The organism is Pseudoalteromonas sp. A757, from assembly GCF_004103285.1.
In the GTDB taxonomy this organism is placed as follows: domain Bacteria; phylum Pseudomonadota; class Gammaproteobacteria; order Enterobacterales; family Alteromonadaceae; genus Pseudoalteromonas; species Pseudoalteromonas galatheae.
The window spans coordinates 1-13713 of sequence record NZ_QNQN01000047.1; the positions used below are offsets into that span (position 1 = coordinate 1).

Sequence of the window (13713 nt, forward strand, 5' to 3'; positions counted from 1 at the left end):
GCCGACTTAGCTCAGTTGGTAGAGCAACTGACTTGTAATCAGTAGGTCATCCGTTCGACTCGGATAGTCGGCACCATCTTTTTACCCTATCTTGTATAGGATGCTTTAGGAAAGAATTTTACGTGGAGGGGTTCCCGAGCGGCCAAAGGGATCAGACTGTAAATCTGACGGCTCAGCCTTCGCTGGTTCGAATCCAGCTCCCTCCACCACCTTCTATTGCTTTATCTCACAATAAGCTTACATATATAAACGAGCTTAAAAACAATCCAAAGCCAAAAATCAAATGTGCTGCCATACTTTTTACCCTTGCCTTATTCGGTTCTGGTAATTTAGATGCTGCGACCCCTGCACCAAAACAGGGTTGCATAATAAAGAATGGAAACACACACGTTATTAAGCCAAAAACTAATGCAATCAAAAGGCTTGGCTCAGTCAACCAAGGCTTGCCCACGCCCAGCAGTATCGCCAAGGCGAATACAATCCCAATGAGATAATGCATGCACCAACCAATGACACGTTCACCAGATATTGGTTTACTATGCCCGATACCTTGATGCGTAAGTTGACCTTGACACAAGTGTCCAATCCACCTACCAACTAATGCATAGTCTAAGCCCTTTATGGCAAACACGCGACTGAGCATAAATGCCCACAAATCCATAACAAGCGTTGCACCTACGCCAATCGCTACTGCTGGCATTAACATCGAATATAGGTTTTCCACTATTTTTACTCCTCTTTTTTACTGATAACCGCTATCCTACTAGTTCAAGTTAACTTTAAGTCAAGGGCAAGAATGGATATCAGTGAAGTTGCAAAAAAATCAGGTTTGCCCGCATCCACGCTTAGATATTATGAAGAAAAAGGGCTGATCCGATCGATTGGTCGACAAGGGCTTAAACGTGTTTTTCCCCCGTCGATACTTGAACGTCTAGCGCTTATTACCCTTGGTAGAAACGCAGGCTTTTCGTTAGATGAAATAGCGGACATGTTTACCCCCGAGGGTAAAGCGGATATTGATAGGATGAAGTTACAATCTAAAGCGGATGAATTAAATGAAACCATTAAGCATTTAACTGCAATGCGAGATGGCCTCTATCACGCTGCAAAATGCCCTGCGCCAAGCCATTTTGAATGCCCGACATTTAAAAAGTTGTTAAAACGCGCGGCAAAAGCGAGGCCCGACAAATAATAGGCATAAACAGGGCGCTATGCTAATGCTCAATCATCAAGTCACGACCGTGGTCACGTAAATAACGCCGAGCCATTTTATGGTCGTCGCCATAGTGCTTTGTTACCAAATGCCAAAATGCGCTATTGTGTGCCATAACATGAAAATGGCAAAGTTCGTGCACTACCACATAATCAATTACCCACTTAGGCGCACCAATCAAAAGCGTATTAAACGCAAGCACGCCTTTAGATGAAAAACTGCCCCAGCGGCTTTTGTAAACGCGTATTTTTAGCGTATCAAAGCGAGCTTGAATATCAGGTTGATACCGCGCAATAACCATATCTACATAGTCATTTAGCGTTTCGCTTAACAGCGCGACTAACTCACCCCATTCATTTTTGACAGCCTTAAGTAACACTCTTTTGTTATCAAAATCAATTACAGAGGTCGTACTTTCGCTTCTATGAATAGTAAAGGTCTCGCCGAATACTTGCAAAATTCCTGTTTCAAGCGGCCGAGGGCTCTCAGGTATGAACTTTAGAGCAAGCTTTGATTTTATCCAATCGGATTTACTTTCCACCCAAGTATGTAACCAGCGCTCGCAAACTTGCTCTGGTGCATACACAAATACTTGGCCAGCTTTTATTTTTATCGCAACGCTCTTACGTTTTCGGCTTTTCTTCAATTGATATTGCAAGGTAACAAATTCTTAGCCACTAAAGCATGCATTATAATATGAGCAACTTATCAGAGTCACTGCAAACGCCATGTAAGATGGTGAATTTGATCAACAATGACAATAAACTCATCAATAGTGTGGTTTCTAACACACTATAAATTAGAAAGATTTTTTCGTTAAATCACCGTATTTATTATTTTTGCTGCTACGCTTAATGAAAAAGGCATTTTGATTTAGGCAAGCTATGGCTGATAAACCCATTTGCCAATATGTGTCACCTGAGGGAAAAAAATGCAGTGAAATCGATATGGGCTCAGGTTACTGCTTTTGGCATGATAATAAATTCGATAAAGGTGGCTTAGAGCTAAGCCAAAAGCTTGAACGCTACGCCAAGCGAGGCGGCTTGCTACAAGGCTTAGAGTTGAAGCGAGCCAATTTGGAAGGGCTCAACCTTGTTAACTTTGAAAATCATCATGGCTATGATCTATCTTATAGCAACTTTTATCGTGCCAATTTGAAAGGGGCGCACCTGTTTAATAATACCATTAAGCATGCGTCTTTAATGAAGGCGGATTTGAGAGAAGCAAGCCTGCACTGCTGTAATTTAGAAAGCACCAATTTGCTCGGCATAAAGCTGGAAAACACCCGTATCGATAATATGGAACTCGGTGAGCAATTACTGCAAGAGCAGCAAGCTTTTGAAGCACGTAGAAACCGAGCTAAAGAAGATGCGGAAGACTTGTTTCTGCAGTCCGAAGAGATCTATCGTTTACTACGTAAAGGCGCAGAAAACCAAGGACTATTTGAAATGGTTGGGCGCTTTACATATAAAGAGCTGCGCATGCGACATGCTCAGTATCCACGATTTTCAAAACGTCACCTTATTTCCAGCTTTGTCGACCTGCTATGTGGGTATGGAGAAAAGCCAGAAAATGTCATTCGCTTCAGTCTAGGCATGATAATTACCTGTGCATTTTGCTATTTTCTATTTGGCGTTTCGTTTCAAGATCAGATAATGCAGCTAGACTTAGACAACAGTGTATCTGAAAATGTAATGGCGCTGCTGAATAGCTTTTATTTTAGTGTTGTTACCTTCACAACCTTAGGTTATGGGGACATTACGCCTGTGGGGATCTCCCGGCTGATCGCAGCGGTAGAGGCTTTTACCGGCAGCTTTTCATTAGCGCTATTTGTAGTGGTTTTTGTAAAGCAAATGACGAGATGATACTCATCTCGTCATTTTTAATCCGCGATTTCTGATTTCAGTTGTTCTAAAAAATCCAGCATATATTGAGTGCGGGCTTGTGCCTGCTCACGAGCTGCAGTGGTATGCATGTTATCTTTAATATGCAGCAGCTTAATGAAGAAGTGATCTAAGGTATATTTGGTATCGTCCGCTTTTCTGTGCTCACAAAAAGGGTCTTCTACATTGTAGAGATTACGCGCTATCGCCCCACCTACTTTCATACAGCGGCTAACACCTATCGCCCCTAACGCATCCATTCTGTCTGCATCTTGGACAATTTTGGCCTCTAATGTCGTGGGTGTGACACCAGCGCTAAAGCTGTGTGCAACAATGGCGTGGTGAATCGCCTCAAGTTTAACCGTGTCGTACTTCAACTCTGTTAGGAAGGCAACCGCCTTATCTGCAGCTAATTTCGACGCCAGCGGTCTATCTGGATGATTTTTTGCTACGGCAACACAATCATGTAACCAAGCGGCAGGGATCACCACAGCAGGATCCGCACCCTCAGCTTCGCAAAGCGCCTTTGCAACTTTAACTACACGCTTGATATGGGACAAGTCATGGGCGGTATCTGCACATGGTGTCGACAGCATAAACTCTTCACATGCTTTTTCTAATTCATGCATTTTTAACGTCATTAAGCTCAACTTTTATTAATATCCGACAAATAAGCCCACACAAATTCAGCGGGAAAGGCATTACTGATTGTATGTTGCCACACCCTTCACTAAAATGGCAGCTATCAGGAAAGATTAGAGAAAATATATGACTTGCGCGCTATATCTGCAACCAGGCAGAGAAAAATCCCTTAACAGAAAGCACCCTTGGGTTTTCTCAAAGGCCATTAAAAAAGTAAAAGGCAAGCCTGCCCTTGGCGATACCGTCAAGATTTACAGCAATGAAGGTAAATACCTCGCCACAGCCGCTTACAGTCCAGACTCTCAGATCAGAGCCAGAATTTGGACATTTGATGAATCACAACATATTGACCAAGCGTTTTTTGAGCAAAAACTCGCTCGAGCACTAGCAGCCAGAGAATATGTTATTGCTGAAGGTGGTTTAACTGGCTTTCGATTGTGTGCCGCAGAGTCAGATGGTCTGCCAGGTGTAACAATTGATAAGTTTGATAACTACTTGGTTTGTCAGTTGCTAAGCGCTGGTGCCGAGCGTCACAAAGGTGAAATAGTAATGGCATTGCAATCACTATTTCCTGATTGTCATGTTTACGAGCGCTCAGATGTTGATGTGCGCAAAAAAGAAGGCCTTGATAAAATTACCGGACCGCTTGCTGGCGATGCACCAACCACACCTGTCCTTATTAGCGAAAATGGTTTAAAGATTGAAGTCGATATCATCGGCGGCCATAAAACTGGCTTTTATCTAGATCAACGCGACAGTAGAGCCGCGTTAGAACGCTTTGTAAAAGACAAAGAAGTGCTTAACTGTTTCTGCTACACCGGTACATTCGGCCTGTATGCGCTGCGCGGTGACTGTAGTAAAGTTATCAACGTTGACGTATCGCAGCCAGCACTCGACACTGCAAAACGTAATGTAGAACATAATGGACTAGACTTGTCGAAGGCTGAGTTTGTGAAGCAAGACGTGTTCAAGCTACTAAGACAATATCGTGATGAGGGCCGCCAATTCGATACGATTGTGATGGATCCGCCAAAGTTTGCAGAAAGTAAGGCGCAGCTTAATGGTGCCTGTCGTGGTTATAAAGATATCAATATGATTGCCATGCAAATATTAAAGCCTGGTGGCACATTACTCACCTTCTCGTGTTCTGGCCTTATGGAACAAAACCTATTCCAGAAAGTCGTTGCAGACGCTGCGCTCGATGCAGGTAAAGAGCTGTTGATTATGGAAAGGCTAAATCAAGCCGCCGACCACCCTATTGCGGGCAATTATCCAGAGGGCTTTTACCTAAAAGGTCTTATTTGTAAGGTTTATTGATCAAGCAACTCACAGTGGTATTGGAGGAAGCTTCAATACCACCCTTAGGGCTTTAATTAATCTAATTGAACTTGGTGATTTCAAGTCCTACAACCCACTGCTCATCCTGCTCTTGACTACAGCGGATCACGGTTGCATGAGCACTAAGTGGCTGGATCATATCGCCACTGGAATCAATGAAAATGTCAACGGTTGAATTTGCTTCGATTGGGTCGCTCACTGTCACCGACAACCCCGTAGCACTTAAATCGTGGCAAACTCCTTGGTACACTTTACCTGACTCAAGCTCAGTTAATTTTGCTACCGCATCTACCGACATACGCATAAAACGGCGTTTATCTTCATTGATCATATAACGCTCCTACACCATTGATTTTATTTTTTCTAATAGCGATTGCATTGAGAATGGCTTAACCACATAGGCATCGCAACCTGCATCGAATCCCGCTTTTTGTTCTTTTTCAGACTCTAAACCAGACACCATTAGTACCGGAATGTCCTTAGTTTCTGGTGTATTTTTCAACATTCGACAGGTGTCGTAGCCGTCAAGACCCGGCATACACACATCAAGCAAAATAGCATCTGGAGGATCAGCAATTGCATTCGACAGGCAACTCGTACCCGAGTTTGCATAGCTCAGCTCAAACGCCCCTGACAGTGCCATTTCGAGCATTTCATAGTTAAAATACTCGTCGTCGACCACTAGCAGGTGCGGTGCATTTTTCCTTTTCTCTCGTGTGGACATATTCAATGCCGCTTCCTTCTCACAATCCAAAGTTTTACTTCCTCATATAATAAAGTAACTGTCGTACTCTAAAATGCAAGTTTATATTTCGCACTCTTTTATAGAATTCAAAACGCGTTTAGCCGAAATTGGATAAGCCGTTCCTAATGTTTGAGCGAACAAAGACACGCGAAGTTCCTGCTGCATCCAAAAAATATTTACAAGCGACTCTGGCACAGGTAATCCAGAGGGAATTTTTGCCAACTTGTCTTGATAGGCCGCAGCAACTTTTTCCAACTCTAATACACACAACCTATCTCTGTTTGGATCTACCGCAAGTTTTTCAAGCCTTTTCTCAATCGCTTTCATGTAGCGCAAGATATCAGAGATTTTGTCAGCACCGTGAGCGGTGACAAAGCCTTTAAAGATAAGACCGGATAACTGAGATTTTATGTCGCCATGCGCGGTGATCATCGTGAGATCCACTCTGCCTTTCATGCGCTTGTTAATACTGTGGGCAATGCTAAGCACAGCCTCAACTTGCTTCGCAATTTCAACTACAGTATCGCCTAGCTCAGCTCGAATGTGCTCTTTGGCTTTTTCAAACGCGACATCATCTCTGATCTCACCAAATCCACGCAGCAGCTTATCAACCCCAGCTTGCGTACAGTCATCAACTAAATCATGCACTTTTCCAAAGGGGTTAAAGTATAATCCTAATTTAGCCTTATTTGGTAAGTGTTGCTGTAGGTATTTAACAGGCGAAGGAACATTGAGTAGCATAAGACGGCGCAATCCTGCTTGATGCGCCGCTTGGGCTTTTACTTCGTTATCAAACAATTCTATGGCCGTACTTTGTTTTTTATCGACTAATGCTGGGAACGCCTTAATCTCATAATTTCCTTGCTTTTTAGTATATTGCTCTGGCAGCTCGCCAAAATCCCACTGCTGAATATCCGTCTGCTCAATCCCTTGCTCTGCCACTTGCGAAAGCGTCTCGGTCACTTGCCCTTGCAACTTTGCCTTGAGTGCCAGTAAATCAAAGCCATGGGCTATCACCTTGCCTTTGTCATCAACTACCTGAAATTGCATTTTTAAGTGCGGTTCAAGTGCACTAATGTCCCAATCTGACTCGGCGACTTTAACACCTGTCATTCTGAGTAAACGATTGGCCACCGCTTCTCTAAATGAACCTTGCATTACCTCAACGGCGGCAAGCACCGCATCGGCATAATTTGGTGCCGGTACAAAGTTACGTCTTAGGGTCTTCGGCAGTGACTTAATGAGCCCACAAACCAGCTCATGTCTGAGTGCAGGAATATGCCAATCAAAGCCTTCATCTTGAACTTGGTTTAATAGTGCCAGAGGAATATTGACCACCACGCCGTCTAGTGCTTGGCCTGGGTCAAAGTGGTAACTGAGAGGCAAAATCAAATTCCCTTGTTGCCACGTATCAGGATAATGTGTATCCGTGATATGTTCAGCGTCATGCTTCATTAACAGATCGCGCGTCATATGCAAAAAGCGTTTGTCTTTTTGCTTTTGTGAACGCCACCATTTATTAAACGCAGCACGATTATTTACGTCTTTTGGAATTCGATCGTTATAAAACGCAACAACATCTTCTTCGTCGACTAGGATATCGCGACGCCTCGCTTTATCTTCAAGCGCCTGCACTTCTTCAACCAACTTTTGGTTTGCGCTCAAAAAGCCTTCGCTTTGGCCAAGTTGACCGTTTGCCAGCGCTTCACGAATAAATATCTCTCGGCTAACCACAGGATCAATATCGCTATACACCGTGCGTTTACGGCCAACGATGATCAAGCCGTACAAGGTTTGCTGTTCAAATGCGATAACCGCTCCAGCCTTTTTCTCCCAATGCGGCTCGCTATAGCTTCTATTTACTAAATGCTTAGCGATTGGCGCAATCCAATTTACATCGATTTTGGCATTAACCCGAGCATAAAGTTTACTGGTTTCCACAAGCTCGGCAGACATCAACCACTTAGGGCTTTTCTTAAACAGTGTTGAACCTGGAAAAATATGAAATTGGCTGTTACGTGCGCCTTTAAATACTTGCTTTTGCTTTTCGTCTTTTACACCAATATGGCTAAGCATACCGCTTAGCAATGATTGATGGACGGCTTCATCGCTTGCAGGACTGCTATTTATTTTAAAGCCGAGCTCCTCACACACCGTAGTCAGCTGATATACAATATCTTGCCATTCACGTACACGCATGTAGGCCAAAAAGTCTTTTTGGCATTGCTTTCTAAACTGGTTACGCGTCAGTGCTTGCTGCTGCGCTTCGATGTAATTCCACAGATTTAGATATGCAACAAAATCAGAGTGTTCGCACTCAAAGCGGTTATGTTTTTCGTCAGCTGCTGCACGTTTGTCTTGAGGACGCTCTCTTGGGTCTTGAATAGACAGTGCCGCAGTGATCACTATCGCTTCCCAAAGCGCGTTGTTTTGTGCCCCTGACATCACCATCTTAGCAAGCCTTGGGTCTATGGGTAAGCGGCTTAGTTTGCGACCTGATTCTGTGAGCTTGGCTTTTTCTCTGCGCTTTGCAGGAACTATCGCCTCCAACTCTTCAAGTAATGACATGCCATCTTTGATATTACGGCTATCAGGCGCTTGTACAAATGGAAATTGACTTATATCACCAAGTCCAAGTGCGAGCATTTGCAAAATAACGGAAGCTAAATTAGTTCTTAGAATTTCAGGGTCGGTAAACTCAGGGCGCCCTAAAAAGTCGTCTTCAGAATATAAACGAATACAAATACCAGATGCCACACGCCCACATCGACCTTTACGCTGGTTTGCACTGGCTTGTGATACTGCTTCAATCGGTAAGCGTTGCACCTTTGTTCGATAACTATAGCGGCTTATTCTCGCAGTACCCGGGTCGATAACATAGCGAATACCTGGTACTGTCAATGACGTTTCTGCAACGTTTGTAGATAATACAATACGCCGCTGGCTATGCGGCGCAAAAATGCGATTTTGTTCGGCATTAGAAAGGCGCGCATACAAAGGTAAAATCTCAACGCCTTTTAAATTGCGTTTTGCCAGCGCATCAGCGGTGTCACGAATTTCACGTTCACCGTTCATAAATACCAGAATATCCCCAGGTCCTTCAGCACAAAGCTCATCAACCGCATCAAAAATACCCTGTAACTGGTCGTTTTCTGCTTCGCTATTTTGTGAGTCTACATCTTCAACTGGACGATATCTCACTTCTACTGGATAAGTTCGTCCTGACACTTCAATAATAGGTGCGTCACTAAAATGTTTAGAAAAACGCTCAGGATCAATGGTTGCTGAGGTAATAATCACTTTAAGGTCTGGACGCTTCGGCAACAGCTGCTTTAAATAACCCAAAATAAAATCAATATTCAGGCTGCGCTCGTGCGCTTCATCAATGATGATTGTGTCGTACTGGTTGAGGAATCTGTCTTGTTGAATTTCCGAGAGCAAAATACCGTCGGTCATCAGTTTTACGTATGTATTGTCAGAGACTTGATCTGAGAAGCGAATTTTAAATCCAACTTCCTGCCCCATCTCGCAGCCAATTTCTTCTGCAATACGGGTAGATACACTTCTTGCTGCTAGTCTTCTTGGTTGTGTATGACCAATATAGCCATCCACGCCTCGACCTAACTCTAAGCAAATCTTTGGCAGCTGCGTGGTCTTCCCCGAGCCCGTTTCACCGGCAACAATAACCACTTGGTTATTCGCAATGGCCGCTTTGATGTCGTCTTTTTTCTGGCTGACAGGTAGTTGCTCAGGATACTCTACTGCTGGAATATTGGCGCTTCTTGTTACCTTTAATTCTTGGCTTTTTGCAATCGCAGCCGCTACTTTTGCGACTACCTGCTTTTGCTTTTCTTGATCGGTAATTTTTTTCGCGCCATGAAGGCGCTTTTTGAGGATGAAGTGATCCTTTTTAAGACATGAATTTAGCTCTTTGAACAGCGAGTCAACCTGCACTACACGACACCTTGTGATTACATAAAACGCCGTGTAGTTTACCAAATCAGATTAGGCGAACCCAACAAAATTTGGTTAGGAATTGAGATTTTTGCCGTTATTCACAAGGCAGCTCCTCATGAGCTACCGAAGCGGCCTGTATATTTTATCGCTTCATACGTAGCGGTGGCCAGAGACATAAGCATCATGTAAATGCTTATCTAACGCTAATAACACGTTTGCGCGGCTGATGACCCCGAGTAAGCGCCCTTCATCGTCAACTACCGGGTACACTTTGGGTTTATTGCAAATCATCAAATCTGCCATTTGCACTATACTATCTTCACGTTTTACGCAAAGAGGTTCTTTTGTCATGACGTCGGACACCACACTATGAGACTCATTTTGATAGGTCGCCTCTAGCATTTTTTTGAGACAATCTTGCTCAGATAAAAACCCAATAACTCGCTTTGTCTCGTCTATAACCGGCCCGCCCGATTGACCGCTTTGTAGCAGCTTCTCTACAGCTGATTCTACGCGCATATCTTGCTTGAATGTTACGGGGCGATGATTTAAGTAGTCTGCGACTTTTATTGATTGCATTGCTCATCTCCATTAAAAACGCAGCTATCATGATAATAATAGCTGGCGTTTGAAGAACTTGCTTAGTCTCAACGAAATATTGTTTTACTCGCTATAAATACCAACATAGGTCTTTGTTGTTGACGACTTGCTCGCACGGTACATCCCCGCGGTATTGAATGGCATACTAATATTGCCTTTCGGGTCAACAATGATCACCCCACCCGTACCACCAATTGGATAAAGCGTATCAAAAATCACTTCTTTCCCTGCTTTTTCAATCGACTTGTTTTGATAAGCAACACGAGCACAAATATCAGCTGCGACATTATATCTAATAAAATACTCACCATGTCCCGTAGCTGAAACAGCACAAGAGCGATTATCCGCAAATGTGCCCGCACCAATCACCGGTGAGTCACCTATGCGTCCAAAGCGTTTAGCCGTCATCCCACCGGTTGACGTTCCAGCCGCTAAATTCCCTTGTTTATCAAGAGCGACAGCCCCCACAGTTCCCATCTTATACTGGCTCTTCAATTGTTGGTGTGCCGCCTGATAGTCCTTGGTCGCCGCTTCTTTCATCTGCAATCGCTTTTTCGCTTTTAGCAGCGATTGATAGCGAGAATCGGTGTCAAAGTAGCTGTTTTCCACTAACGTAAAACCGCGTTTCTTAGCAAAGTCTTCTGCACCTTCACCGCTTAGCATGACATGTACTGAATGCTGCATCACTTCTTTTGCCAGGTTGATTGGGTTTTTAATGTGCTTCACCCCAGCCACAGCGCCCGCTTGGCGATTACGACCATCCATGATTGACGCATCTAGCTCATGTCCTTCATCATAAGTGTACACGGCACCCTTACCAGCATTAAAAAAAGGCGAGTCTTCAAGAATATTAATGGCAGCCGTCACTGCATCAAGACTTTCTCCACCTTGTTCTAGTACCTTATAGCCAGCCTCAACAGCTTCTTTTAATTTAGCTTTGTATTGTTTTTCTTTTTCTGGCGTGAAGTTACTGCGCTCAATTGTGCCAGCCCCTCCATGAATGGCGATCGCAAACGGGGACACTTTCTCATCAGCGACAGCAGCTGTCGCCGACAAAGCTAATAAGGCTGCTAGCAAAGAGATTTTTTTCATTTTTATACCTTGGTTCGTTGTTAAACTTCAGCATGAGGTGAATTTTAGAGCGATGCAAGCTTTCGCGTTAAAAGTTTTTTATTTAGAACAACTAAATAGTATCCACAAAAAAAGCGCTTCCATCAGGAAGCGCTTTTCTCAAATCATTCTACTATATTAAAAACAATTAGCTTGCTTCGCGCTGTGCCTTCATACGTGCAAGGCGTGCTACTTGGTGAGTAGAAGTCAAGAATGCGAAGATAGGTGCTAAATAACCACGTTTACGTAGCTCTAGGAAATCTTCGTCACCTAATTCATTTAGCTTACGCTCATCCACAAGGTAAATACCGTTGATGTCTTTCTTCTCACCACGGATTTCTACCGTTAGTGTTTGTTGAACTAAAAGCTCTTTATCAGCAAGATACTGAGTAAATGCTTCAGTTACGCGAGCAAACTCAACATAGCTTACCAACGCTTCTTTACGACGACCTAGATATTCAGTTTCTTTACCGTCTTCGAAAAGCGCATTACCTTCTTCTTCACCAACTAGCGGGCTTGCTTCGTCTATCACAATACCAAACTGATCTTGTTCAGGATGCTTAACCAAACCAAACGGGTAACGTGCTGCGGCCATTGGTACAAAGCTGCCAGTCCACTTGTCACCATCTACAAATAAGTTTTCACCTGGCTGAAGACCAAACATAGCAACCGCTTGAAATTGACCTGACTCAGTGTTTTTAACAAACGCCATCGGGAATTCTGTCGCTACACGCGCAAACTCATGCGCCACTACAGGCATTAAGTGCTGAGTTTTAAGGAAATCAACGTTCACGCCATTTTTTACTTTGATGTTCGCGTGCTTTTCGTTGTGTAAAGGCTGCACTTGTTGTTCCGCCATAATACTGCTCCATTATTTTACGTATTTGTTACTTTATTTATTGCCCCTAAGGCTAGCGGTTTTCGGTGCAAATTGGAAGTTAAATATTTTTTAAGGTGGGCCGGAGCCTTATCACCTATTTAATTGGTAGTTTGTGTATCTAAAGTTTAAAAAGTTATGTCTCTATATTTCTATTGAGATATTAGTGACACTGCGTAAACACCCCTACGACTTTATCAAACGTATGCAACGATCATTTAAGTACCACTGATGAGTAATATTCAATCAAAAAAGTTATTCAAAAAATCAAACCCCTTAATAATCATTAGTTTGAAATAGCAACCTAAAATTACAACTTGAAAAAACTGAATAACATATTGACACCTATAATTTACATATTAAAAATAACGTATCCAATTTCGGTGCTAGTTTTTGCAATGAATGCAAACCAAAGGAATAAATAAATGAAAGATTGGAGAACAGGGATCAGCGTTATTATCCCCACCTATAACCGTAGCCAGCTATTACGTCTGACATTACAGAGCTTAGAAAAACAAACCCTCGATATCACTCTTTTTGAGATTATTATCGTAGACGATGGTTCGAGTGACGATACCCGTGAGGTCGTGAAATCATTTTCAGACACATTGTCAATAAAATATTACTTTCAACAGGATGAGGGATTCCGTGTCGCTCGAGCGAGAAATATTGGCATCTTAAATGCTCAATTTGAACATGTCCTCTTTTTAGACTCAGGTGTTATAGCCGAGCCCTCCTGCCTTTCTCAACACTTAACACGCTACCAAAGAAGTGATGTCGGTGTATTAATTGGGCTTTGCTTCGGATTTGAAGAACTAGAAGAATCAAACTTACGTAAATTCAAGCATCGATTATCTGAAGAAAATATCTTTACCGATAGCGCTTTCCTAGAACAATACCAAGACTGTAGAGCTGCCTTTTTACGCTCCCACCATTTTTCTCTTCACCAAATCAATGAGCCTTGGCTTATCTTTTGGACCTGCCATGCATCATGCAAAACTCATGCACTTTACGAGGCTGGTGGCTTCGATGAGTATTTTTGTAGCTGGGGAGGGGAAGATGTAGAACTTGCGTTAAGATTACATAATCTGGGCTGTAAATTCGAATTGATAACAGAAGCTAAAGCTGTTCATTATCCTCATCCAAAAGTAAAAGAAGATACCTACAGCAGTGCCAAAGAAAATATTGCTTATATTCATAATAAACATTGTTCGGTTGCAACATACCTCCTACAACAAGGCTTGAGTTGGCAAGATATATTGACTGCACATACCCGCCCAAATAGCGCCCTGACAGGTACCCTGTTTCACAAAAAGTCTAGCCCAACACTTAGTCAAGCAATCTAATA

Annotated in this window: 13 protein-coding genes and 2 tRNA genes; 6 read left to right on the top strand and 9 right to left on the bottom strand. The window is 43.0% G+C overall.

All coding sequences use genetic code 11. The features are described 5' to 3' along the window. Together DRB05_RS00790 and DRB05_RS00795 are read left to right on the top strand one after the other, a co-directional pair. Positions 1 to 76, top strand: a tRNA-Thr gene (locus tag DRB05_RS00790). Positions 77 to 124: 48 nt separating this feature from the next. Continuing rightward, positions 125 to 209 (top strand) — tRNA-Tyr (locus DRB05_RS00795). 17 nt (positions 210 to 226) lie between these two features. Here the strand turns inward: DRB05_RS00795 and DRB05_RS00800 are convergent. Then, positions 227 to 724, bottom strand: coding sequence for a DUF2938 domain-containing protein (locus DRB05_RS00800; RefSeq protein WP_240036183.1), 498 nt, complete (start codon positions 722 to 724; stop codon positions 227 to 229). Between the two features lie 72 nt (positions 725 to 796). Between DRB05_RS00800 and DRB05_RS00805 the strand changes: the two genes are divergently transcribed. Continuing rightward, positions 797 to 1192, top strand: a complete 396-nt coding sequence (locus DRB05_RS00805; protein ID WP_128725251.1) for a helix-turn-helix domain-containing protein — start codon at positions 797 to 799, stop codon at positions 1190 to 1192. Between the two features lie 22 nt (positions 1193 to 1214). Here the strand turns inward: DRB05_RS00805 and DRB05_RS00810 are convergent, their stop codons facing one another. Continuing rightward, on the bottom strand, positions 1215 to 1871 hold the full coding sequence (locus tag DRB05_RS00810) for a YgjP-like metallopeptidase domain-containing protein (protein ID WP_128725252.1): 657 nt from the start codon (positions 1869 to 1871) through the stop codon (positions 1215 to 1217). A 226-nt stretch (positions 1872 to 2097) separates the two neighbouring features. Between DRB05_RS00810 and DRB05_RS00815 the strand changes: the two genes are divergently transcribed. Then, the gene (locus DRB05_RS00815) at positions 2098 to 3078 is read left to right on the top strand and encodes an ion channel (RefSeq protein WP_010606522.1); all 981 of its coding nucleotides are present in this window, start codon (positions 2098 to 2100) and stop codon (positions 3076 to 3078) included. 17 nt (positions 3079 to 3095) lie between these two features. On the opposite strand, the gene DRB05_RS00820 is transcribed toward DRB05_RS00815, so the two are convergent. Next, positions 3096 to 3737 carry an HD domain-containing protein gene (locus DRB05_RS00820; RefSeq protein ID WP_128725253.1) on the bottom strand — a complete coding sequence of 214 codons (642 nt, stop codon included), beginning with the start codon at positions 3735 to 3737 and terminating at the stop codon, positions 3096 to 3098. A gap of 127 nt (positions 3738 to 3864) precedes the next feature. Between DRB05_RS00820 and DRB05_RS00825 the strand changes: the two genes are divergently transcribed. Further along, positions 3865 to 5055 carry a class I SAM-dependent methyltransferase gene (locus DRB05_RS00825; RefSeq protein WP_128725254.1) on the top strand — a complete coding sequence of 397 codons (1191 nt, stop codon included), beginning with the start codon at positions 3865 to 3867 and terminating at the stop codon, positions 5053 to 5055. Positions 5056 to 5116: 61 nt separating this feature from the next. Here DRB05_RS00825 and DRB05_RS00830 read toward each other — a convergent pair whose 3' ends face one another. The 6 genes from DRB05_RS00830 to DRB05_RS00855 all read right to left on the bottom strand — a co-directional run bounded on the left by DRB05_RS00830 (position 5117) and on the right by DRB05_RS00855 (position 12347). Next, positions 5117 to 5407, bottom strand: coding sequence for a PilZ domain-containing protein (locus tag DRB05_RS00830; RefSeq protein WP_128725255.1), 291 nt, complete (start codon positions 5405 to 5407; stop codon positions 5117 to 5119). 9 nt (positions 5408 to 5416) lie between these two features. Further along, positions 5417 to 5800, bottom strand: a complete 384-nt coding sequence (locus DRB05_RS00835) for a response regulator (RefSeq protein WP_010606518.1) — start codon at positions 5798 to 5800, stop codon at positions 5417 to 5419. Positions 5801 to 5881: 81 nt separating this feature from the next. Then, positions 5882 to 9775, bottom strand: a complete 3894-nt coding sequence (gene hrpA, locus DRB05_RS00840) for an ATP-dependent RNA helicase HrpA (protein ID WP_128725256.1) — start codon at positions 9773 to 9775, stop codon at positions 5882 to 5884. Positions 9776 to 9928: 153 nt separating this feature from the next. After that, positions 9929 to 10357 (bottom strand): CBS domain-containing protein, encoded by a 429-nt coding sequence (locus DRB05_RS00845; RefSeq protein WP_128725257.1) that lies wholly within the window; start codon positions 10355 to 10357, stop codon positions 9929 to 9931. 84 nt (positions 10358 to 10441) lie between these two features. Next, complete coding sequence (locus DRB05_RS00850; protein ID WP_128725258.1) at positions 10442 to 11470, bottom strand: isoaspartyl peptidase/L-asparaginase; 1029 nt, start codon at positions 11468 to 11470, stop codon at positions 10442 to 10444. A 166-nt stretch (positions 11471 to 11636) separates the two neighbouring features. Beyond that, entirely contained in the window at positions 11637 to 12347 is a 711-nt protein-coding gene (locus DRB05_RS00855) for a SapC family protein (RefSeq protein ID WP_010375531.1), read from the bottom strand. Positions 12348 to 12790: 443 nt separating this feature from the next. Between DRB05_RS00855 and DRB05_RS00860 the strand changes: the two genes are divergently transcribed. Then, positions 12791 to 13711, top strand: coding sequence for a glycosyltransferase (locus DRB05_RS00860; protein WP_128725259.1), 921 nt, complete (start codon positions 12791 to 12793; stop codon positions 13709 to 13711). The last annotated feature ends 2 nt before the right edge of the window (positions 13712 to 13713 follow it).